The organism is Pseudomonas sp. PSPC2-3, assembly GCF_049898265.1.
GTDB classification, from domain to species: domain Bacteria; phylum Pseudomonadota; class Gammaproteobacteria; order Pseudomonadales; family Pseudomonadaceae; genus Aquipseudomonas; species Aquipseudomonas veronii.
Genome location: NZ_JAFCXJ010000003.1, coordinates 455,572 through 476,920 on the forward strand (window position 1 = coordinate 455,572; position 21,349 = coordinate 476,920).

General features: G+C 64.0%; 14 protein-coding genes and 3 pseudogenes. 12 read left to right on the top strand and 5 right to left on the bottom strand.

Annotated features, from left to right (window positions below):
• The first annotated feature begins 1 nt into the window (after window position 1).
• Window positions 2-880, top strand: a complete 879-nt coding sequence (locus ACP7E3_RS09540; RefSeq protein ID WP_046488589.1) for a polysaccharide deacetylase family protein — start codon at window positions 2-4, stop codon at window positions 878-880.
• An 11-nt stretch (window positions 881-891) separates the two neighbouring features.
• Here the strand turns inward: ACP7E3_RS09540 and ACP7E3_RS09545 are convergent.
• Window positions 892-978: pseudogene (locus tag ACP7E3_RS09545) on the bottom strand (outer membrane lipoprotein carrier protein LolA); the annotation flags it as partial.
• A 63-nt stretch (window positions 979-1,041) separates the two neighbouring features.
• Here ACP7E3_RS09545 and ACP7E3_RS09550 point away from each other — a divergent pair.
• From ACP7E3_RS09550 to ACP7E3_RS09585, 8 genes and pseudogenes are all read left to right on the top strand, one after another.
• Entirely contained in the window at window positions 1,042-2,382 is a 1,341-nt protein-coding gene (locus tag ACP7E3_RS09550; RefSeq protein WP_017844557.1) for an MFS transporter, read from the top strand.
• 10 nt (window positions 2,383-2,392) lie between these two features.
• Window positions 2,393-3,154 (top strand): SDR family NAD(P)-dependent oxidoreductase, encoded by a 762-nt coding sequence (locus ACP7E3_RS09555; protein ID WP_017844558.1) that lies wholly within the window; start codon window positions 2,393-2,395, stop codon window positions 3,152-3,154.
• Between the two features lie 37 nt (window positions 3,155-3,191).
• The gene (locus ACP7E3_RS09560) at window positions 3,192-3,941 is read left to right on the top strand and encodes an SDR family NAD(P)-dependent oxidoreductase (protein WP_017844559.1); all 750 of its coding nucleotides are present in this window, start codon (window positions 3,192-3,194) and stop codon (window positions 3,939-3,941) included.
• A 13-nt stretch (window positions 3,942-3,954) separates the two neighbouring features.
• The gene (locus ACP7E3_RS09565) at window positions 3,955-4,254 is read left to right on the top strand and encodes a hypothetical protein (RefSeq protein WP_426122947.1); all 300 of its coding nucleotides are present in this window, start codon (window positions 3,955-3,957) and stop codon (window positions 4,252-4,254) included.
• 112 nt (window positions 4,255-4,366) lie between these two features.
• A pseudogene (locus ACP7E3_RS09570) lies at window positions 4,367-4,719 on the top strand (GTP-binding protein); the annotation flags it as partial.
• A gap of 154 nt (window positions 4,720-4,873) precedes the next feature.
• A pseudogene (locus ACP7E3_RS09575) lies at window positions 4,874-5,188 on the top strand (GTP-binding protein); the annotation flags it as partial.
• A 153-nt stretch (window positions 5,189-5,341) separates the two neighbouring features.
• Window positions 5,342-6,316, top strand: coding sequence for a CobW family GTP-binding protein (locus tag ACP7E3_RS09580; RefSeq protein WP_046384577.1), 975 nt, complete (start codon window positions 5,342-5,344; stop codon window positions 6,314-6,316).
• Entirely contained in the window at window positions 6,313-7,485 is a 1,173-nt protein-coding gene (locus ACP7E3_RS09585) for an ABC transporter substrate-binding protein (protein ID WP_026139746.1), read from the top strand. Before ACP7E3_RS09580 ends, ACP7E3_RS09585 begins: the two co-directional genes overlap by 4 nt.
• A 62-nt stretch (window positions 7,486-7,547) precedes the next feature.
• Here the strand turns inward: ACP7E3_RS09585 and ACP7E3_RS09590 are convergent, their stop codons facing one another.
• The gene (locus ACP7E3_RS09590) at window positions 7,548-9,959 is read right to left on the bottom strand and encodes a glucose/quinate/shikimate family membrane-bound PQQ-dependent dehydrogenase (protein WP_046384576.1); all 2,412 of its coding nucleotides are present in this window, start codon (window positions 9,957-9,959) and stop codon (window positions 7,548-7,550) included.
• Between the two features lie 935 nt (window positions 9,960-10,894).
• Entirely contained in the window at window positions 10,895-12,913 is a 2,019-nt protein-coding gene (locus ACP7E3_RS09595; RefSeq protein WP_046384575.1) for a TonB-dependent receptor, read from the bottom strand.
• A gap of 210 nt (window positions 12,914-13,123) precedes the next feature.
• Between ACP7E3_RS09595 and ACP7E3_RS09600 the strand changes: the two genes are divergently transcribed.
• Window positions 13,124-13,357, top strand: a complete 234-nt coding sequence (locus ACP7E3_RS09600; RefSeq protein ID WP_010212838.1) for a VF530 family DNA-binding protein — start codon at window positions 13,124-13,126, stop codon at window positions 13,355-13,357.
• Between the two features lie 4 nt (window positions 13,358-13,361).
• Window positions 13,362-13,985, top strand: a complete 624-nt coding sequence (locus ACP7E3_RS09605) for a Pr6Pr family membrane protein (protein WP_017844565.1) — start codon at window positions 13,362-13,364, stop codon at window positions 13,983-13,985.
• A 1-nt stretch (window position 13,986) separates the two neighbouring features.
• Here the strand turns inward: ACP7E3_RS09605 and ACP7E3_RS09610 are convergent, their stop codons facing one another.
• Both ACP7E3_RS09610 and ACP7E3_RS09615 read right to left on the bottom strand, forming a co-directional pair.
• A complete protein-coding gene (locus tag ACP7E3_RS09610; RefSeq protein WP_177031884.1) occupies window positions 13,987-14,754 on the bottom strand; it encodes a siderophore-interacting protein in 768 nt (255 codons plus the stop codon).
• Window positions 14,751-15,320: a PadR family transcriptional regulator gene (locus ACP7E3_RS09615; protein WP_017844567.1), complete on the bottom strand. Its 570-nt coding sequence runs from the start codon at window positions 15,318-15,320 to the stop codon at window positions 14,751-14,753. Before ACP7E3_RS09615 ends, ACP7E3_RS09610 begins: the two co-directional genes overlap by 4 nt.
• A gap of 157 nt (window positions 15,321-15,477) precedes the next feature.
• Here ACP7E3_RS09615 and ACP7E3_RS09620 point away from each other — a divergent pair, with 157 nt between their 5' ends.
• The gene (locus ACP7E3_RS09620) at window positions 15,478-21,189 is read left to right on the top strand and encodes a dermonecrotic toxin domain-containing protein (RefSeq protein WP_426122952.1); all 5,712 of its coding nucleotides are present in this window, start codon (window positions 15,478-15,480) and stop codon (window positions 21,187-21,189) included.
• Window positions 21,190-21,349 lie beyond the last annotated feature (160 nt).

The following is a 21,349-nucleotide window of genomic DNA, read 5'->3' on the forward strand; positions in this document are numbered from 1 at the left end:
CATGGCTAAAGACATCCTCTGTGCATTCGGCGTCGACGTTGACGCCGTCGCCGGCTGGCTCGGTTCCTACGGCGGCGAAGACTCGCCCGACGACATTTCCCGCGGCCTGTTCGCCGGTGAAATCGGCACGCCGCGCCTGCTCAAACTGTTCGAGCGCTACGGCCTGCGCACCACCTGGTTCATCCCCGGCCACTCGATGGAAACTTTTCCCGCGCAGATGAAGGCGGTGGCCGACGCCGGTCACGAAATCGGCGTACACGGCTACAGCCACGAAAACCCGATCGCGATGACCGCCGAGCAGGAAGAAATCGTGCTCGACAAGTCCATCGAACTGATCACCCAAGTGACGGGCAAACGTCCGACTGGCTACGTCGCACCGTGGTGGGAATTCAGCAAGGTCACCAACGAGCTGCTGCTGAAAAAAGGCATCAAGTACGACCACAGCCTGATGCACAACGACTTCCACCCCTACTACGTGCGCAAGGGCGACAGCTGGACCAAGATCGACTACAGCCAGCACCCCGACACCTGGATGAAACCCCTGGTACGCGGCGAAGAAACCGACCTGGTGGAGATCCCGGCCAACTGGTACCTCGACGACCTGCCGCCGATGATGTTCATCAAAAAGGCGCCCAACAGCCACGGCTTCGTCAACCCGCGTCACCTCGAAGAAATGTGGCGCGACCAGTTCGACTGGGTCTACCGCGAACACGAACACGCGGTGTTCACCATGACCATCCACCCCGACGTGTCCGGCCGCCCGCAAGTGCTGCTGATGCTCGAACGCTTGATCGAACACATTCAGAGCCATGCCGGCGTGCGCTTCGTCACCTTCGACGAAATCGCCGATGACTTTATCCGTCGGCAACCGCGTACCTGATCCCCAGCCCTTGTAGGAGCGAGCTTGCTCGCGAAAAACCTGAGAACACCGCGTGCATCCAGGATGCCCGCGTCATCGTTGATGATTTTCGCGAGCAAGCTCGCTCCTACAAGATGGGTTCAAACCGCGTAGCTGATCCCCCCACCTTTGAGGCGCGATTCATGTCCATCTACAACAAGCTTGACCTGACTGGCTGGAAACCCCGGCAACTGACGTCCCAGGAAGTGCGCTTCGCCACCTGGATCGCGTTTTTCGCCTGGGTGTTTGCGGTGTACGACTTCATCCTGTTCGGCACGTTGCTGCCGGAGATCGGCCGGCACTTCGGCTGGGGCGAGGTGGAGCAAGCTGAAATCGCGACCTGGGTGGCGGTGGGCACGGCGGTGGTGGCGTTTGCCATTGGCCCCGTTGTCGACAAGTTGGGGCGACGCAAAGGGATCATCTTCACCGTGGCCGGTTCCGCAGTGTGCTCGGCGCTGACCGCGATCGGTGGGGCGTGGGGCAAGTCGCCGCTGATTCTGATCCGTTCGTTGGGCGGTCTGGGCTATGCCGAGGAAACCGTCAACGCCACGTATTTGAGCGAGCTGTATGGCGCCTCGGAAGACCCCCGACTGACCAAGCGTCGCGGGTTTATCTACAGCCTGGTGCAGGGCGGCTGGCCGGTCGGTGCATTGATTGCCGCCGGTTTGACCGCGCTGTTGCTGCCGATCATCGGCTGGCAGGGGTGCTTCATTTTTGCTGCGATCCCGGCCATCGTGATTGCGATCATGGCGCGCAAGCTCAAGGAGAGCCCGCAGTTCCAGATCCACCAGCGCATCAGCGAGCTGCGTAAAAGCGGCGCGGTGAGTGAAGCGCAAAACGTTGCCGTGACCTATGGCGTGGACTACGACGAGCACAGCAAAGCCGGCCTCAAAGCCGCCTTCCGAGGCCCGGCCCGCCGCGCCACCCTGGTGATCGGCGCCGCGCTGTTGCTCAACTGGGCGGCGATCCAGGTGTTCAGCGTGCTCGGCACGTCGGTGATCGTCAGCGTTCACCACATCTCGTTCGAGAACTCGCTGATCATCCTCGTGCTGTCGAACCTGGTGGGTTACTGCGGTTACCTCAGCCACGGCTGGATGGGCGACAAGATCGGCCGCCGCAATGTCATCGGCCTGGGCTGGATGCTCGGCGGGCTGTCGTTCGCCGGGATGCTGTTCGGCCCGAGCAACATGGCGATGGTGGTCGGGCTGTACAGCCTGGGCCTGTTCTTCCTGATCGGGCCGTATTCGGCGGCGTTGTTTTTTATCAGCGAAAGTTTCCCCACCAGCATCCGCGCCACCGGCGGCGCGATCATCCATGCCATGGGCCCGATCGGTGCGGTGGTCGCGGGGTTCGGCGCGACGCAAGTGTTGTCCGCCGGCAGCGACTGGCAGACCGCCGCCCTGTGGTTCGGCGCCGTGCCGTGCTTTTTGTCCGGCGTGCTGATGTTCGCCGCACGCCATGTGCGCCCGGAAACCGTGCAGTAAGGAGTGTTCGATGAACCGTAAAGTTGCCTTGATTACCGGTGCCGCCAGCGGCATCGGCCAAGCCCTCGCCGTGGCCTATGCGCGTTGCGGCGTGGCCGTGGTGGGCGGGTATTACCCGGCCGATCCCCATGACCCGCGCACCACCGTGTCCTTGGTGGAGCAAGCGGGCGGCGAGTGCCTGATGCTGCCGCTGGACGTCGGCGACAGTGCCTCGGTGGACGCCTTGGCGGCCCAGGCCGTGCAGCATTTTGGCCGCCTCGATTACGCGGTGGCCAATGCCGGTCTGCTGCGTCGGGCGCCCCTGCTGGAAATGACCGATCAGGTGTGGGACGAAATGCTCAATGTCGACCTGACCGGGGTGATGCGTACCTTCCGCGCAGCGACCCGGCATATGCCCGCAGGCGGTGCGCTGGTGGCGATTTCGTCGATTGCCGGCGGCGTATATGGCTGGCAGGAACACAGCCATTACGCGGCGGCCAAGGCCGGTGTGCCGGGGTTGTGCCGCTCGCTGGCGGTGGAACTGGCGCCGTTGGGGATTCGCTGCAATGCGGTGATCCCGGGCTTGATCGAGACGCCGCAATCGCTGGATGCGCAGAACTCCCTCGGGCCGCAAGGCCTGGCCAAGGCGGCGCGGGCGATTCCGCTGGGCCGGGTGGGCAGGGCGGATGAAGTGGCGTCGCTGGTGCAGTTTTTGACCAGTGACGCGTCGAGCTATTTGACCGGGCAAAGCATCGTCATCGACGGTGGCCTGACCGTGCGCTGGCCCGACTGACCCCACCTGGGTTCTGTGTTTTTTCAGGAGTTTGTGTATGCCCCAACTGACTAACCGCCGCGCCGTGATCACCGGCGCCGGCAGCGGCATCGGTGCCGCCATCGCCCGTGCCTATGCCGCTGAAGGCGCGCGCCTGCTGCTGGCCGACCGCAATGCCGTCAGCCTCGCCGAAACCGCCGTCACCTGCCGCAACCTCGGCGCGCAAGTGTTCGAGTGCCTGGCCGATGTCGGCACCGTCGAAGGCGCCCAGGCCAGTGTCGACCGTTGCGTCGAACATTTCGGCGGCATCGATATCCTGGTCAACAACGCCGGCATGCTCACCCAGGCGCGCTGCGTCGACCTTACGATCGAAATGTGGAACGACATGCTGCGCGTCGACCTCACCAGCGTCTTCGTCGCCAGCCAGCGCGCCTTGCCGCACATGCTGGCGCAGGGCTGGGGACGGATCATCAACGTCGCCTCGCAACTGGGGATCAAGGGCGGCGCCGAGCTGACCCACTACGCCGCGGCCAAGGCCGGGGTGATTGGCTTTACCAAATCCCTGGCGCTGGAAGTCGCCAAGGACAACGTGCTGGTCAACGCCATCGCGCCGGGGCCCATCGAAACGCCGCTGGTGGGCGGCATCAGCGACACCTGGAAGCGCGCCAAGGCCGCCGAACTGCCCCTGGGCCGCTTCGGCCTGGCCGACGAAGTGGCGCCGACCGCCGTGCTGCTGGCCAGCGAGCCGGGCGGCAACCTGTTCGTCGGCCAGACCCTGGGCCCGAACTCCGGCGATGTCATGCCATGAGCGGGGTATAGCCATGTGCGGACTCTGCGGGCTGCTCGGCGAAGACCTGCACTGGAGCGACCCCCTGGGCGACGGGTTGCCCCGGCGCCGCGAACGCCTGCGCCGGATCGCCGCGATCAACCAGGTGCTGGCGGTGTTCCGGCTCAAGGTCGAAGACTTCCAGGGCGCGTCGTACCTGCTGCTCGGCGCGACCGGCAAGCAGGCGTTGGCCAGCGGCCTGGATCAACTCTGGCAAGCGGCCGAAACCATGCTCGGGCGCCAGCTGGACCCCCTCGACCCGCAACTACTCGATCACTTGGAATGCCCCCTGTAGGAGCGAGCTTGCTCGCGAAAAGCCCGAGAGCGCCGCGTGCATCCAGGATGCCCGCGTCATCGTTGACGATTTTCGCGAGCAAGCTCGCTCCTACAAGGGGCGGAGGTAACATATGAGTATTGCCCTCAACGTCATCACCGGCTTCCTCGGCAGCGGCAAGACCAGCTTGCTCACGCGCCTGCTGCAGGGCGAGAGCCTTGGCGACACGGCGCTGCTGATCAATGAGTTCGGCGACGTCGGCATCGACCACCTGCTGGTGGAAGAGGTCGCGCCGGACACGGTGCTGCTGCCCGGCGGCTGCGTGTGCTGCTCGATTCGCGGCGAACTCAAAGACGCATTGCTCAGCCTGCGGCGCCGATCCTCGCGACCCTCAACAACGACGTGCAACTGCGCGGGCGTGTTCATATCGGCCTGGATCAACTCTGGCAAGCGGCCGAAACCATGCTCGGGCGCCAGTTGGATCCCCTCGACCCGCAACTACTCGATCACTTGGAATGCCCCCTGTAGGAGCGAGCTTGCTCGCGAAAAGCCCGAGAACGCCGCGTGCATCCAGGATGCCCGCGTCATCGTTGACGATTTTCGCGAGCAAGCTCGCTCCTACAAGGGGCGGAGGTAACATATGAGTATTGCCCTCAACGTCATCACCGGCTTCCTCGGCAGTGGCAAGACCAGCTTGCTCACGCGCCTGCTGCAGGGCGAAAGCCTCGGCGACACGGCGCTGCTGATCAATGAGTTCGGCGACGTCGGCATCGACCACCTGCTGGTGGAAGAGGTGGCCTTCAAGCGGGTGATCCTGGAAACCACCGGCCTGGCCGACCCGGCGCCGATCCTCGCGACCCTCAACAACGACGTGCAACTGCGCGGACGTGTTCATATCGGCCTGGATCAACTCTGGCAAGCGGCCGAAACCATGCTCGGGCGCCAGCTGGACCCCCTCGACCGCAACTACTCGATCACTTGGAATGCCCCCTGTAGGAGCGAGCTTGCTCGCGAAAAGCCCGAGAACGCCGCGTGCATCCAGGATGCTCGCGTCATCGTTGACGATTTTCGCGAGCGAGCTCGCTCCTACAAGGGGCGGAGGTAACATATGAGTATTGCCCTCAACGTCATCACCGGCTTCCTCGGCAGTGGCAAGACCAGCTTGCTCACGCGCCTGCTGCAGGGCGAGAGCCTTGGCGACACGGCGCTGCTGATCAATGAGTTCGGCGACGTCGGCATCGACCACCTGCTGGTGGAAGAGGTGGCGCCGGACACGGTGCTGCTGCCCGGCGGCTGCGTGTGCTGCTCGATTCGCGGCGAACTCAAAGACGCATTGCTCAGCCTGTTGCAACGCCGCGAGCGCGGCGAGATCCCGGCCTTCAAGCGGGTGATCCTGGAAACCACCGGCCTGGCCGACCCGGCGCCGATCCTCGCGACCCTCAACAACGACGTGCAACTGCGCGGACGTGTTCATATCGGCCTGGTCATCACCCTGGTCGACGCCAGCCACGCGGCCCTGCAGGAACGCCTGCACCCGGAATGGCTGGCCCAGGTGGCGGCGGCGGATCGCTTGCTGCTGAGCAAGACCGACCTTGTGGACGACTGCACGCCGCTGCGCCTGCACCTGCAGGCGCTGAACGCGGGCACGCCGATCCTTGATAGCCGCGACATCCACAGCGGCGATCAACTGCTGCTCGGCGCAGGTCTGCGCAGCGCCGAACCGGCCGCCGAAGTCAGGCGCTGGCAACTGCACCGGACCACCACCGCCCGCCACGGCGCCGCGCAAGTCTGCTGCCTGAGCTTCGACCGGCCGCTGGATTGGGTCGGTTTCGGAGTGTGGTTGTCGATGCTGTTAAGATGCCATGGCGAACGAATCCTTCGCGTCAAAGGACTGCTCAACGTGAACGCAAGCTCGGCCCCCATCGTCATTCATGGTGTGCAGCACTGCCTGCATGCGCCGGTCCACCTGCCAGCGTGGCCGGGCAGCGACCGCCAATCGCGCCTGGTGTTTATCCTGCGCGGCCTCGACCCGGTGCTACTGCGCCGCTCGTTTGAGGCGTTTTCACGGCGGTTCGCGGCATGATCACCTTAAGAGTCCTCGGTACGTCGGTGACCTTGCTCGAATGCTTGCGCGTGCGGGCCGAACAGGAACTGGGCATTCGCCTGGTGTACCAGGTGCATGACGTCGAACAGGCCCAGCGCATCGCCGTGATGCAGCCCGACAGCTACGACCTGTACGACCAGTGGTTCCACAACGTCGACTTCGTATGGCCCGCCCGCGCGATCCAACCCATCGACACGCGGCGCATCGCCTTGTGGCACGAGATCAACGACCTGCCCAAGCGCGGTCGCCTGTCGCCCAGCGACCGCCTGGGCAGTGGCAGCGTGCCCAGCGAGCGGCTGTTTGTGCAGCACGATGGTAGCCTCGGCAGCACGGTCACCGAACGCATCAGCATGTTGCCGCTGACCCACAACGCCGACAGCTTCGCCTACCGCCCCGAGCGCCTGCCCGAGGCGTTCAGCCGCAGCAACGAAAGCTGGGGCTGGCTGCTCGACCCGCTGTTGCGCGCGCGCACCGCGTTGCAAAGTGACGCCGCCATCGGCGCGCTCGATGCCGCGTTGGCGGTGCAGGGCGCCGGGCTGGCGAGGTTCAGGGACATCGGCAACATGAGCATCGAAGAGATCGACGTGCTCGCCGATATCCTGGTGCGCAAGCAGAAGGAAGGGCACTTCGCGGCGTTCTGGTCCGACGATGAAGAAGCCGCGCAATTGATGCTCAGCCCGAACATCGATATCCAGAGCCTGTGGTCGCCGACCCTGATGCGCCTGCATCGCGCCGGGGTGAAGTACCGCCTGGCGGTGCCGCGTGAAGGCTATCGCGCCTGGTTCGGCGGCCTGTCGTTGTCGCGCCATGCCCAGGGCCCGGTGCTCGACGCGGCTTATGCGTACCTCAATTGGTGGTTGTCCGGCTGGCCGGGCGCGGTGATGGCACGCCAGGGTTACTACATCGGCAACCCGGCACGCAGCCGCGATCATTTGACCAGCGCCGAATGGGACTACTGGTACGCCGGCAAGCCCGCGCGCGAAGAGTTACCGGGCAGCGACGGCCTGCCGCTGATCGATATCGGCGAAGTGCGCGACGGCGGCTCCTATGAACAGCGCATGGGGCATATCGCGGTGTGGAATTCGGTGATGGATGAACACAACTACCTGGTGCGGCGCTGGGGGGATTTCATGCGCGCGCGAGGCTGATGCCAACCAAAAAAGGCGGCTACCTGTGAGGGTAGCCGCCTTTGTTTTGCTGCAGGTTTTGCTTAATCCGGCAGTTTGAACGCCATCACATAGTCACCCTGCTTGGTGCCCAGGGAGCCGTGACCGCCGGCCATGACCAGCACGTATTGCTTGCCGTCCTTGCCGGTGTAGGTCATCGGTGTGGTTTGCGCACCGGCTGGCAGGCGACCTTCCCACAGTTGCTTGCCGTTTTTCACGTCATAGGCACGCAGGTACTGGTCGAGGGTGCCGCTGAGGAAGGACACGCCACCGGCGGTGGTGAAAGTGCCGCCCAGGCTAGGCACGCCCATGGTCAGCGGGAGCGGAACCGGCGAGCTGTCGCGCACGGTGCCGTTCTTGTGCATCCAGATGGTTTTGTGGGTGGTCAGGTCGACCGCCGCCACATAACCCCACGCCGGTGCCTGGCACGGCAGGCCCATCGGCGACAGCATCGCTTCGAGGATCACGCCGTAGGGCGCGCCTTTGTTCGGCTGCACGCCTTGGGTTTCGCTGATGCGCGGGCCTTGCTTGGCAATGTCGGCGGCCGGGATCAGTTTCGATTTGAACGCCATGTAGTTCGGGTTCACGAACGCGATCTGGCGCACCGGGTCGACGGAAATGCCACCCCAGTCGAACACGCCGAAGTTACCCGGATAAACGATGGAACCTTGCAGCGAAGGCGGGGTGAACGCACCGTCGTAGCGCATGGATTTGAAATCGATGCGGCACAGCATCTGGTCGAACGGGGTCACGCCCCACATGTCACGCTCTTTGAGCGGCGGTGGCATGAAGTTCAGATCAGACTTCGGTTGCGTCGGCGCGGTGTGATCGCCCGCGACTGCGCCTTGCGGCACGGCCACTTCGTGGATCGGCACCACCGGTTGGCCGGTGGCGCGGTCCAGCACGTAGATGCTGCCTTGTTTGGTCGACGCCATCACCGCTTGTTTCACGCCGGCTTCGGTCTTGATGTCGATCAGCGAAGGCTGGCCGCCCACGTCCATGTCCCACAGGTCATGGTGGGTGAACTGGAAGGTCCACTTCACGTGGCCGCTGTCGATGTCCAGGGCGGTCAGGCCGGCGCTGTATTTTTCCGAGTCTTCGGTACGGTCGCCGCCGTATTGGTCGGGCATCTGGTTGCCCATCGGCAGGTAGAGCATGCCGAGTTTTTCATCCACAGAGAACATGGACCACATGTTCGGCGAGTTGCGGGTGTAGGTCTTGCCTTCGGCCAACGGGGTGGTGTCGTCCGGGTTGCCGCTGTCCCAGTTCCACACCAGCTTGCCGGTGTGGACGTCGAACGCGCGGATCACGCCGCTGGGCTCGTCGGTGGAGACGTTATCGGTGACGTGACCGCCGATCACCACCAGGTTTTTGGTCACCGCCGGTGGCGAAGTGGAGTAGTAACCGCCTGGGGCGAAGCTGCCGATATTGGCACGCAGGTCGACCTGGCCTTTGTCGCCGAAGTCTTCGCACATCTTGCCGGTGTCGGCGTTCAGGGCGATCAGGCGGGTGTCGGCGGTCGGCACGAAGATGCGTTTCGGGCAGGCGTTCGGCGCGGCAGCCGGGCTGGCGCTGCCGGTCGGGCTCTGTTCGGAGGCGTAGGCGGCGTCATCGTGATACGACACGCCACGGCAGGTCATGTGCGCCCAACCCTTGAAGTTTGCGGCACCTTCGGTGCTGATCTTCGGGTCGAAACGCCAGATTTCCTTGCCGGTATCCGGGTCCAGGGCAATCACCTGGCTGTGCGGGGTACACACGTAGAGCATGCCGTTGACTTTCAGCGGGGTGTTTTCCGCGGTGGTCTCGCCCGGGTCGTTCGGGCCTGGGATGTCGCCGGTGCGGTAGGTCCACGCTGGAACCAGTTTGTGGGCGTTTTCCGGGGTGATCTGCGCCAGGGGCGAGTAGCGATCGCCGTAGGCCGAACGGCCGTAGGAATTCCAGTCGCCATCGGCCTGGGTCGGCGCGGCGCTGGCCATGCCCGGTACTGCGTCGCGGTCCAGTTGGCCTTTGATTTCACCCGGGTGGGTGAATTGGCTGGCCACGGCGGCAGCGCCGGCCAGGACCACGGCCACGCTCAGCGCGCCGGTGCCCAGCGGTGCCGATTGGCCACGCAGCAACGGACGGCGAAACCATGGGAGCAGCATGACGATGCCCAGGGCGAACAGCAATGCCAGGCGCGGTACCAACTGCCACCAGTCCAGGCCGACTTCCCACAGTGCCCACACGGTGCTGGCGAACAGTACCAGTGCGTATAGGCCTAGCGCGGCGCGGCGGGTGGCCAGCAGCAGAAGGCCGGTCAGGGTGATGCCGATGCCGGCCAGCAGGTAGTACAGCGACCCGCCGAGCAGGCTCAGCTTGATACCGCCGGCCAGTAAGGCCAGGCCCATGATCAGCAGCAAGACGCCTAGCAGCCTGGGCAGTAGGCGGCTTGGGCTTGAGGCACCATCAGTGCTCATAGTGTGTTTCTCCGTGACGTTGGAATTATGTGTCCCCGTGTGTCTTCACTGTAGATGACGATTTGGCACGGGCTTGGTTCAGCGTGAGTCGGTTTTTCCTGGGGATAGCGGGGGGTATCCACAGGGGGGTGATTTATTTTTAGGCGCGGTCGGGTGTGAGACAGCGCTGTCTTTGTGGCGAGGGGTATTCGGTAAGTTGGGGTTGACCGAGAGTGAATCGTTTCAGGTTATTGCCGCCAAGGATAATGCGGTGGGGCGTTGAGAGAAAGTGAAAATCGCAAGATGCATTATTTCGGATTTGGTAACAGTGACAGAATGTCGCTGTGGGATGAGGGGGTGGGGTTGTTGTTAGGGGGGCTGGTGGATGGCCTTGGGGGAGGGGGCATATCCGTTTCTTCGGTAACGGCGGCTATGGGTTCCGCCCTTACGGCGGGTCACTTTGGAAAAGCCCCAAAGTAACCAAAGGGCTCTTGCCCCACCACTCGGCACCTCGCCTAGGCTCGGTGTGCCCGAACGCAGGCTTGAATCCGTGGGCCGCCGTCATGGGCCATCCCTGGCCCAGGACGGCTAACCCGGCGTCCTGCCGGGTTACCCACGGATTCAAGCCTGCGTTCGGCCAGCGTGGTTTAACGGGGCGCCTCAGATCAAGATCAAGATCAAGAGCCTCGCTTCGCATTGTGGAGTGCTTTGGATCAAAAGCGGATCAAGAGCCTCGCTTCGCATTGTGGAGTGCTTTGGATCAAAAGCGGATCAAGAGCCTCGCTTTGCATTGTGGGGGGCTTTGGATCAAAAGCAGGTCAAGAGCCTCGCTTCGCATTGTGGGGTGCTTTGGATCAAAAGCGGATCAAGAGCCTCGCTTTGCATTGTGGGGGGCTTTGGATCGAAAGCGGATCAAGAGCCTCGCTTTGCATCGTGGGGCGGTTCTTTTTGGATAGTTAGAAGGTGGTGCGCAGGCCCACTTGTACGCTTCTGCCTGCTGCCGGGGCGATGTCGCGCAGGATCGAGCTGGCATAGCGCACGGTTTGGTTGGTCAGGTTTTCGCCATTGACGAATGCCAGCCACTGGCTGCCGCCGACGTTGAAGCGATAGCCGGCGCTGGCGCCCAGTGTGGTGTAGCCGTCGGTGCCGCTTTCGTTGGAGGGCACACGGCCTTGTCCGGCGGCGTGTTCGATGTCGATGCGCGCTTGCCAGCGGTCCAGTTCCCACAGCAAGCCGCTGTTCAGGCGCAGCGGTGCGATGCGCGGCAGGGCTTCGCCGGTGTCGAGGTTGGTGGCGCGGGTGTAGTCGCCCGACAGTTCCAGTGCGAACTTGCCGTAGGCGCCTTCGCCGAGCTTCCAGTGATCCTGGGCTTCAAAGCCGGCGAAACGGGCGCGCACTCCCGAGTATTCGTATTCGGGGATGCCGCCGGCGTCTTCTTCACCTTCGTCGTTCAATGTGCGACCTGTGCCCAGCAGGCCGATGTAGTTGGAGAAACGGCTGTAGAACACGCCGAAGCTGCCCTTGTGCGTGCCGTTGTCAAAGCGCAGTGCGAGGTCGCTGGATACGGCTTTTTCTTTCTTCAGGTTGGCGTTGCCCAACTCGTAGGTGCCGGTGGCGACGTGAGCGCCGTTGGCGTACAGCTCGTAGAAGGTCGGCGCGCGCTCGGTGTAGCCCAGGGTTGCGGCCAGCGACCAGATCGGCGTGAGGGTGTACACCGCGCCGGACGACAGGCTGCCGGCGGTGAAGTCGTTGGTCTTGTCGGCATTGGCGAAGCGCGCGTTGCCTTTGCTGTCCGGGTCGACGCTGGTGTGCTCCAGGCGCCCGCCGAGGCTGAGTTTCAGGCGCTCGGTGGCCTGCATTTCTTCGAGGATGAACAGCGCGCCGGCGTTGGTGTCGGTCTGCGGCACGAAGGCTTCTTCGCCGAGGGCCGAGAACTCGTTGCGGGTCACTTGTGCGCCGACCACGCCGTCGAAGGGGCCGAGCGGCTGGTGGCGCGCTTCAACCCGGGCTTCATAGCCTTTGTTCTTGAAGATCGTGCCGGTTTCGCCGCCTTCGATTTCGCGGTGCTCGTAGTCGGTGTAGCCGGCGTCGAGTTTCACCGAGGTGAACGGGCCCTGCAGGTTGCGTACCTCGGAGGCAAACGCGTAGTGGTCCTGCTTCATGCGGATCCGCACAGCCTGTTCGGCGGGTGAGCCGTAGTTGCTGTCGTAGGTGCTGTAGGACAGCCCGGCATAACCGTCGTCCCAGGTGTAGGAACCGCCCAGCGCACCGCCGTCCTGGCGCCCGTCGCTGTTGCCCAGGCGGCCGTTTTTGCCGGGGCCGTCTTCGGCTTCCGGAGCGTGGCGGCTGCGGGCTTGGCCCGGGATTTTGAGGTCGTTGAATTCCCGCGCATTCGCGTCCAGGTGCAGGGCGAAGGTGCCGTTGCCGGCTTCGAGTTTGCCCGCGCTGCTGCGCGTGGTGTCGGCGCCGCCGTAGCGTAATTCGCCAGCGCCGTGGATGCCTTCGATGGCTTCGGTGGGGATGCGATTGTCGAAGGTGTTGACCACCCCGCCGATGGCGCTGCCGCCGTACAACAGGGCCGCCGGGCCGCGCACGATTTCGATGCGGTCGACGTTGACCGGGTCCAGCGGCACGGCGTGGTCGTAGGACAGCGACGACGCATCCAGCGCGCCCACGCCGTTGCGCAGCAGGCGAATGCGGTCGCCATCCTGGCCGCGGATGATCGGTCGGCTGGCGCCCGGGCCGAAGTAGGACGACGACACGCCCGGTTGCTTGTTCAGGGTTTCGCCGAGGCTGCCTTTTTGCTGCAGGGTCAGCTCATCGCCTTCCAGCACGGTGGTCGGCGAAGCCAGTTGCGCGCTGCCCAGGGGGTTGGCGGTGATGACTTGGGGTTGCAGTTCCAGCGCATGGGCTTCGGAGCAGATCAGCAGGGCGGCGGCGAGGGGCGACAAGCGCCAGGCAGAGGAGAGGGACATCGGACATTCCTTGGCAAACGACAAAAAGAGAAGGCGGCAAACGGTAACGAACAGCTTACGGTTGATAACTATCGTTACAATATAACATCTCTTTTTGCCCTGAAAAGGGCAACTTTTCCCCAGGGGCTATATTCAATGCGGTGCTTCCACCTGTTCGCCCCGTCGGCTAAGGTGCGCGGCTGTATTTCCTCTTTTTGCAAAAGGCCTGGCATGACCGCGACAAGCAACGACCCGCTTCACGGCGTGACTCTGCAACACGTCCTCACCACCCTGGTGGAACACTACGAATGGAGCGGTCTGGCCGAGCGCATCGATGTCCGCTGTTTCAAGAGCGACCCGAGCATCAAGTCGAGCCTGACGTTCCTGCGCAAAACCCCGTGGGCGCGGGAGAAAGTCGAAGGGCTGTACGTGAAACTGATGCGTACCAAACGCCCGTTGGACTGAGCCCATGAAACGCTGTGTGACGGCGGCGGCCCTGGCCGGTTGGGTGGGGTTGGCGATTCAGCAATACCTGATTTTCTATTCGCGCTGGTCGACGGGCGCCAGCCTGTTGGGCGGGCTGGTCAACTTCTTCAGCTTCTTCACCGTGTTGACCAACACCCTGGTGGTGGTGGTGCTGAGCTACGCCGTGGTTGATCGTGATTCAGCGGCGAAGCGGTTTTTCCTGGCGCCCAGGGTCAGCAGCGCGATTGTCGCCAGCATCGTGCTGGTGAGCCTGGCCTATAACCTGTTGCTGCGGCACCTGTGGCAGCCCGAAGGGTTCCAGTTCATCGCCGACGAATTGCTGCACGACGTGATGCCGCTGCTGTTTGTCGTCTACTGGTGGCGCTGTGTGCCCAAGGGCACGTTGCAGTGCAAACACATTGGCCTGTGGGTGTTGTACCCGTTGGTGTACTTCGCCTATGTGCTGCTGCGCGGGGATTTGCTCGGGCAATACCAGTACCCGTTTTTCGACGTCGGCACCCTCGGTTATCCACAGGTGTTCGTGAATGCCGGGGGGATCCTGGCGGGGTTTGTGCTGATTGCTCTGGCGGTGGTGGGGTTGGATAAAAGCATCAAACCCCACGGATGACTCACTCTTCCTCACTGCCCTCGGCGCGCCAGTAGCCGACGGCCTTGAGGAACGCTTCATCGACCTTGTGCGTATCCAGCAGCACCCGGCGCACCTGGCGCGAGAGCTTGGTTTCCATCGCGACGAAGGTGTACAGCGCACCGCTCGGCAGCGTCAGTGCGCGCACGGTGTCGAGCAGGTCGGTCTGGCCGCGCACCACCCAAATCACTTCTACCTCGGCCGCGCTTTGCAGTGCTTGCCGTTCCGCCGCATCGGCGATTTCGATCACCGCCAGCACCGTGCGCCCGGCCGGCAGTTCTTCGAGGCGGCGGGCGATGGCGGGCAGGGCGGTTTCGTCGCCGATCAGCAGGTAGCTGTCGAAGATGTCCGGCACGATCATCGAGCCCCGTGGGCCGCCGATGTACAGGTGCTGGCCGACTTGAGCCTGCTCGGCCCAGGTGGAGGCGGGGCCGTCGCCGTGCAGCACGAAGTCGATGTCCAACTCGCCGAGGCTCAGGTCGAAACGCCGTGGCGTGTAGTCGCGCATGGCCGGCTGCGGGCCATCGCCCTTGATGCTGAAGGTCGGGCTTTGCAGCGCGGCTTGCTCGGCGGCGTTCTGCGGGAACATCAGCTTGATGTGATCGTCACTGCCCAGGCTGACAAACCCCGCCAGTTCGGGGCCGCCGAGGGTGATGCGGCGCATGCGCGGGGTGATATCGACCACCCGCAGCACGTCGAGGCGACGGCGTTTGATCTCGTGGCTGACGCGATGGATGACGGGCGTATTCATTGATTTTCCCCCTGGACAGCTTGAACGGCCGGGCCGTCGACGATGGCTTGTGCGGTGCTATTGAGCAGCGTGGCGACCCGCGCGATTTCTTCGGCGCTCCAGCGTCCGTGGTGCAGTTGCAAGGCATGACGCAGGTTATGCACCGCCTCGTGGATTTCGGGCGGGCGATCATGGCCGCGCAGCGAGCGTTTGCTCACGTCGATACGCATTCGCACGCCTTCCAGTGCAATCGCCTGCTCACTTAAAGAAAGACGACCGGCGTCGGTGATGGTGTAGCGTTTTTTTCCGCCTTCGGCATCGCCGCTGATCAATTCGCTTTCTTCAAGGAAGGTCAGGGTCGGGTAGATCACACCGGGGCTGGGGCTGTAGGCGCCGTCGAACAGGCCTTCGATCTGGCGGATCAGGTCGTAGCCGTGGCACGGCTGCTCGGCGATCAGCGCCAGCAACAGCAACTTCAGGTCGCCGGGGGCGAACACGCGTGGGCCGCGACCGCCGCGTTCACGGCCGGGGCGTTTTTCGAAGCCGTCGCGGCCGTCGCCGTGGGAATGGGGATGATGCTCTCTCATTTTGGGTCTCTCCGTTTTGGTTAAGATATAACTTAAGATATATCTTTATACTGTTCAAGATCAGTCGACCAACGGTCGCGGCCTACTTAACTACCACCGTCCCGCGTGATGCGCCCAGCATGCTGATGGCTCTTCCCATGTGCATGGAGCCAGTGCGATGAGCACATTGATTTCTCCCCCCTACTCGCCAACCTCCTTGGAAATACGCGGTTATCTGCATCAGATCGGTCACCAGTTGCTCGAAACCGACACCCCGTTACTGTCCAAGCGGCCGCTCCCCGTCGAGTTACAACAGCTTGAAAAACTCAACCAGACGCTCACGGCGCACGCGCGCGCTCACTTCGACCGCTGTCGTGCGCTGTATGCCGATGTGGCGCAGGCCGACCTGCACAGTGACGAGGGCAAGCAACGGCTGGCGACGCTCAAGCGCGACCTCACGGCGCACTTGCAGAAACTGGACGAAACCGGGGTGTTGGGCGGCCAAAGCCTGCGCACGTTCATGGCCAACGACGCCGGCCTGGTCGCGTTGGAACTCGAAGCCAGGCTCAACATCCAGGACTCTCTGCTGCATCGTGAAGAGGCCCGCCTGGTGCAGAACCTGGGGCTCGGGCCGAGCTTTCGACCGGGCATCTATGCGCTGACTTTCAGCTATCGAGCCCAGACGATCGAGTTCGCCGGGGCCTTTGTGTTGACCGAAAAAAACACCCCCGTGGTCGCGCAGCTGACCCCGGCCGACGATGCCGGCTACGTCGTGCTGTTCACGCCGGCCCGCGGCTTCGAGTCGTTCAGCTCGCTGGCCGAGATGAACCGCCGACTGCGCGAGACGATGGCGGTCGGCAGTTGGCGCAAGGAGTTCATGCGCCTGCTGCCGCGCCGGTACTGGGGGCTGTCCGTCATGGGCGTCTGGCCGCTGCAGTTGGTCCCCATCAACAGCGAACCGCTGTGCGAACACACCTACGACGCCAGGCTGGCCAAACGCGCGCTGGATATCGATTGGGCCTTGAGCCTGGACGCCAACCCCGACCATAGCGCCCGACAGCTGCTTGCCGAGTTGGACGACGCGATTCGCGCGGCCTTGCCCGACCTCAGCCCGCGCCTGGAATTGCGCGCCCAGCGCCTGCTCGACCGTTGCCTGGAGCACAGCGCCCCGGCCTGGTATCGCAACGCGCCGAGCCACCAGCGCGAGGCCCTGGCGCGGCAGCTGAGCGAGTACGACGAGGCCCGCCAAGCCCTGCTGAACCTGTTCGGCCATGCCGCCTCGCCGCAGGCCCTGGCGCGCTATCAGTTGCTCGAACAACTGGCCGCTGACCTGGAAATCACCGACCTGGACCCCGACCGCCTGCAAGTCCGCACGCGCCGCAGTGTGGCCAGGGTCGGCGCCTACGAGCAGAAACACAACCTGACCGCGCTGGCGCTGCGCGGCCTGCACACCGGCGACGAACTGCCCGGCTCGGCGTTTTTGCTCAATACCACCCTCACGTATGCCGACGCGCCACTGCCCGAGCGCTATCAAGACCTGACCCCGGCCTATCTGGTCAGCCTGCTCGACAGCCTCAAACCGCGTGCGGAGTTTGAGGCCGTGCGCCGCGAGTACTACGCCAAGCCGCAGATCCACGCCGCCATCGAACAGATGCTCGACCGCCGCATCAATGCCCTGGCCTACACGGCTACGCTGCAAAACCACATCACCGAGGCCGACTATCAACGCGTTACCCGCCTGCGTCGCGGCACCGACGCGCAACTGCACGCGAGCAGCGTTGCGCTCAATGGCTGTGTGCTCAAGGACCTCTGGCTGCTGCGCGAGCGCGACGAGCAGGGCGCGATCCAGCGCTTGCTGCTGTGTACCCCCGAAGCGCCGCAGGCCCAGCAGTTTCATGGGTTCGACACGGAAACCGGCTGCCAGGCGCATATCCTCGGCTGGTGCGCGGACGAAACCATGCGCGCTTATCTGCTGGGGCAAGTCGCCCTCAAGTCCCGTGCGGGTCTGGAAACGTTCATGGCTGGCCTGGGCTTCATTCCGGCGCGCCAGGAATATCGCCACGTCACCTTCAGCCAGGCGGCCGACCACGCCGATTGCCTCAAGGCCCTGCGCGCCCAACTGCTGGAGGTGCAGACCGACGATTACCACTGGGGCACCCCGACGTGGTACCGGGCCGCCACCGAGGCCCAGCGTCGACAACTGACTCAACTGGCGGAAAACGCCGAAGGCGCGGCGAACACCTATGCGCAAAACCCGTTATCCGACGCCCGCTTCATCAGCTTCGAGCGCTTCCTGCATGCCCAGGCCAAGACGCAGCTCAACGCCCTGCTGGGGCGCCAGCGGCAAAACGATGTCGACCCCGATACGGTGTGGGTGCATTACCCCAAAGACTTCCCGGCGTTGACGCGCCCCGCGTCGGTGTCCTACACCCGCCTGTATCGCGATGGTTATGAGGATTCGCTGGGGTTTCTCGACGCCAGGTTCGACACCGTCGCCACCTTCATGGGCCCGGCCGGGGTCGACCTGAGCAAGCTCACGCCGCGCAACGTCGCGCTTTCGGTCCGCGGCGTATGGATCGGCCAGCGCTACGCCGATGAAGTCCAGGCCAAACTGCAAAACCCGGCCAGCCCCGGTTATGCCCTGCGCCGCGACGCAACGCTGGCGATCAACCAGTTGCAGTTGCACAGCGCGGCGCTCGAATCGCGCCTCAAAGGCCATATCGCCCAGGTCGATCTGGATTGGTTTGAACGCGCCATCAAGAGCCTGGACGACACCTCGGTCGAGACGCGCAGCATCTACAACGTACATCGCCTGATGATCGACGGCGACTGGGTGATCGACACCTTGCTGTTCAGCCACGGCGCGAATCCGGTGTTGCTCTATACACCGCAGGCGCCGGACGGCGTGTTCTTGCGCGAAGCCCGGCTGTTCAACTACCTGCTGAAAAAAGTCGACGGCATGCTCGATTACTTCAGCGCCCGCGTCGGTGTGCAGTCCCGGGTGCGCGTGCGGCGTTTTCTGCAAACCGCCCAGGCCGGCCTGCCCGCAGACCTCAACAGCACCGACCTGAGCCTGGCGCGCTACGACGCGATCGAGCGCGTGCCGCCCGTGCTCGACCTGCGTCACCTGCTGCACGACATGAAGCTGCAACGCAAGATCGACGACGTTGCCGCCACCACGGTCAATCGCACCGACATGATCATGGGCCTGGTCTGGAGTTGCCTCGAACCGCTGATCGCCATTGCGACCGCACCGTTCCCGGTGTTGAGCCTGAGCCTGGGCCTGCTGCTGGCGCTCAAGGACGGCATGCTGGCCCTGCACGCCTACAACCAGGGCGACACCGATGCGGCGCTGCAACACTTCGTCGGCTACCTGAGCAACAGCCTCGGCGCGGTGTTCACCGACCTGCGCCCGGCACTCAAGTCCATCGGCCCGCTGCTCCGGCCGATGCGCCACCTCATGCGCCCAGCAGCGCCGCGCCAGGCCATGGCGTTGATCCAACAACTGCAGCCGCCGAGCCCCACGCTCGCCGGTATGCAGGCGGTGTGGTTCGAGGGCCGGCCGTTGTGGGCGGGCAAAACCCCCGATGCCCTGGGTCGCTATCTGCTGTTTCGCCAGGACCCGGTGAGCGGCAAACTCGTGTCGACCGCCCGCCTGGTCAACCAGAACGCCGAGGGCCGCTGGGTGCGCTCGGGCCTCACCGGCGGGGCGCCGAAACGCCCCGCGCCAAGCCCCCACGCGTTGCAGCGCTATGAAGTTCCGCCGGAGCTGGCCAAAGACTACGAAAGCGTTCTGAGCGTGGAGTTTCGCAACACCTCCAGCGTCGATGAGTTGTTGGGCGAGGGCACCCGCGACAGCCTGCTGACCTATGAAATGGCCCCGCTCCAGGCCCCTTACCTGCACGCCTACCTGCAGTTGCGCGGCGATGCCGACACGTTCTTCGCCCAGCTCAATCCCATCGTTCCCAGGGCCGATGTACTGGCCTTCGAAGCCAGCGCGAGCCATCGGCACATCCTGGAAAGCGCCTTCAAGGAAAACCCCGGCTTGGTGGTGGGCGCCGTGCCTGGCTCGCTCGCCGCCAAACAGCTGCTGATCGACAATATGCACACCCTCTACGAGCAGGGCGTGCGGCGCCTGTACATCGAGTACCTGCCGGCCGACCTGTTCCGGGGCAAACTGGACAAGTTCAACGCCGGCGGCAGCTACCGGCACATCAGCGAGTACCTGAAAAAAGTCGAGACAGCCCTGGGGATCGCCAACGACTCGCCGCATTCCTATCGCGCCCTGATCCTTGCGGCGCGCCGGCAAAACATCGCCGTCTGTGGGCTGGACGCGTCTACCGGCTACGAGGTGGACAAAGCCTTCAACCTGAAAAACGGCGCGCTGGTCAGCCCTCGGCCCAACGCCCAGCGAAACTTCTACTCCCACACGCTGATCGAGGCCGACATCGGCGCAAAACCCGGCGAAGGGTGGGTCGCCCTGGTCGACAGCCGCCGTCTCAACACGCACACCCAGACCCCGGGCCTGGCCGACCTGCAAAAGACCCTGAGTGTGCGCGTCGAAGACGTCGCCCCCGGCCAACCGGTGGGCATCTGGAACGATACGCCCGGCGCGATCGTCGACGACCCGGCGGCCAAAGCCGACTTCAAGCTGACCCTGCAAACCGCCTACACGGCGCCCCCGGCATTCGTCACCGCGCCTGGCCGCGCAAACGCGTACAGCGAGTTCGACATCGACTCGCGGTTCGTCCCCGAGCTGCATGAAATGGGCAAAGGCGCGCATGCGTTCGACACCCGTTATGGGTCGCTCAACCCGAAAATCGCCGCTGCCGAAAGCGCCTTCCGCAAGACCCGCGAGCGCCTGAACACAGCGGCGCAGGCGTTCTTCAAAACCCCTGAACTGCCCCCCAGGCCGACGTTGCCGGACCTGCCGGCGAACACCACGCCCGCCGACTTTATCGCGCAAAGCTACCAACACGCTCGGGGGCTGATTGTCTGCGAGAGCCACGTCGAGCAATCGAGCAAGGCGCTGCTGATCGATCAGATGAAGGCGCTCAAGCAGCAAGGCGTCAAAACCCTGTACATGGAGCACCTGTTCACCGACCTGCACCAGGCCGACCTGGATACCTTCCAGCGCACGGGCGTATTGCCCCCAGCGCTCAAAGACCGCCTGTGGACCCTCGACCGGGGCCACATGCCCGAGTACCGCGGGCCGCACACCTACACCAGCGTCGTGGAAGTGGCAGGCAAACACGGCCTGCGCATCCGCGCATTGGATTGCGTATCGAGCTACCACACCAAGGGCATGAGCGCGCCGCAGACGTCGCGCATTGCGATGTTCAACTTCTTTGCCGGCGAGGTCATCCGTCAAGACCAGGCTGCCGAGGGCGCGCACAGGTGGGTGGCGCACATGGGCAATGCCCATGTGCATTCGGTCGAAGGGATTGCGGGGGTGGCCCAGACGCAAGGGGCGATCAGCCTGCGGCTCTCAGATGTACCGGCGGGCACGGCCAGCGAGCTGCGCTCAGGGCTGCAATGGACCGTCGCCTACGGATCGTCGTTGTACCCCAACCGGCTGACGGCGATCCGCAGCGACTTCACCCTGGCTGTCGGCGTCCCTGGCATGCGTCCTCCTCGCGCCTATGTTCCCGCCGATCGTTCACGCTTGACGCGACCGGGGCAGTTCATGGTCGAGCAGCTTTCACTCCATGAAGTGAATCTGGTGCATCACTCGCGCAGCGGCGAGATCCTTTCCACGCCGGTGCAGATCGACGATCAAGGCCGCTTCTTCATCGAGCGCTGGGCAGAACTGAAGGACGAGCGGTTCAGCGCGTTCGAACGGCTGCTCTCGGCCCTCGATCAGGTGGTGAAACTCACCCACGTCCAGTAAACCTGACCCCCCCTGCCGGCGCGGGCAGGGGGGTGGAAAAGTCCAGATCCTACGTCAATAACACCGTCGTCAATCTAGGCGGTGGCCGTTGAAGGCGTAGAGTGATGCCCTCGTGTAGTTCCAATACTACAGATGTGAAGTTGTGCGTTAAGTGTCTCCT

Bases quoted from the DNA above. Each gene is read 5' to 3' on its own strand.
- ACP7E3_RS09540 (WP_046488589.1), top strand. From the start codon at position 2: ATGGCTAAAGACATCCTCTGTGCATTCGGCGTCGACGTTGACGCCGTC.
- ACP7E3_RS09550 (WP_017844557.1), top strand. From the start codon at position 1,042: ATGTCCATCTACAACAAGCTTGACCTGACTGGCTGGAAACCCCGGCAA.
- ACP7E3_RS09555 (WP_017844558.1), top strand. From the start codon at position 2,393: ATGAACCGTAAAGTTGCCTTGATTACCGGTGCCGCCAGCGGCATCGGC.
- ACP7E3_RS09560 (WP_017844559.1), top strand. From the start codon at position 3,192: ATGCCCCAACTGACTAACCGCCGCGCCGTGATCACCGGCGCCGGCAGC.
- ACP7E3_RS09565 (WP_426122947.1), top strand. From the start codon at position 3,955: ATGTGCGGACTCTGCGGGCTGCTCGGCGAAGACCTGCACTGGAGCGAC.
- ACP7E3_RS09580 (WP_046384577.1), top strand. From the start codon at position 5,342: ATGAGTATTGCCCTCAACGTCATCACCGGCTTCCTCGGCAGTGGCAAG.
- ACP7E3_RS09585 (WP_026139746.1), top strand. From the start codon at position 6,313: ATGATCACCTTAAGAGTCCTCGGTACGTCGGTGACCTTGCTCGAATGC.
- ACP7E3_RS09590 (WP_046384576.1), bottom strand. From the start codon at position 9,959: ATGAGCACTGATGGTGCCTCAAGCCCAAGCCGCCTACTGCCCAGGCTG.
- ACP7E3_RS09595 (WP_046384575.1), bottom strand. From the start codon at position 12,913: ATGTCCCTCTCCTCTGCCTGGCGCTTGTCGCCCCTCGCCGCCGCCCTG.
- ACP7E3_RS09600 (WP_010212838.1), top strand. From the start codon at position 13,124: ATGACCGCGACAAGCAACGACCCGCTTCACGGCGTGACTCTGCAACAC.
- ACP7E3_RS09605 (WP_017844565.1), top strand. From the start codon at position 13,362: ATGAAACGCTGTGTGACGGCGGCGGCCCTGGCCGGTTGGGTGGGGTTG.
- ACP7E3_RS09610 (WP_177031884.1), bottom strand. From the start codon at position 14,754: ATGAATACGCCCGTCATCCATCGCGTCAGCCACGAGATCAAACGCCGT.
- ACP7E3_RS09615 (WP_017844567.1), bottom strand. From the start codon at position 15,320: ATGAGAGAGCATCATCCCCATTCCCACGGCGACGGCCGCGACGGCTTC.
- ACP7E3_RS09620 (WP_426122952.1), top strand. From the start codon at position 15,478: ATGAGCACATTGATTTCTCCCCCCTACTCGCCAACCTCCTTGGAAATA.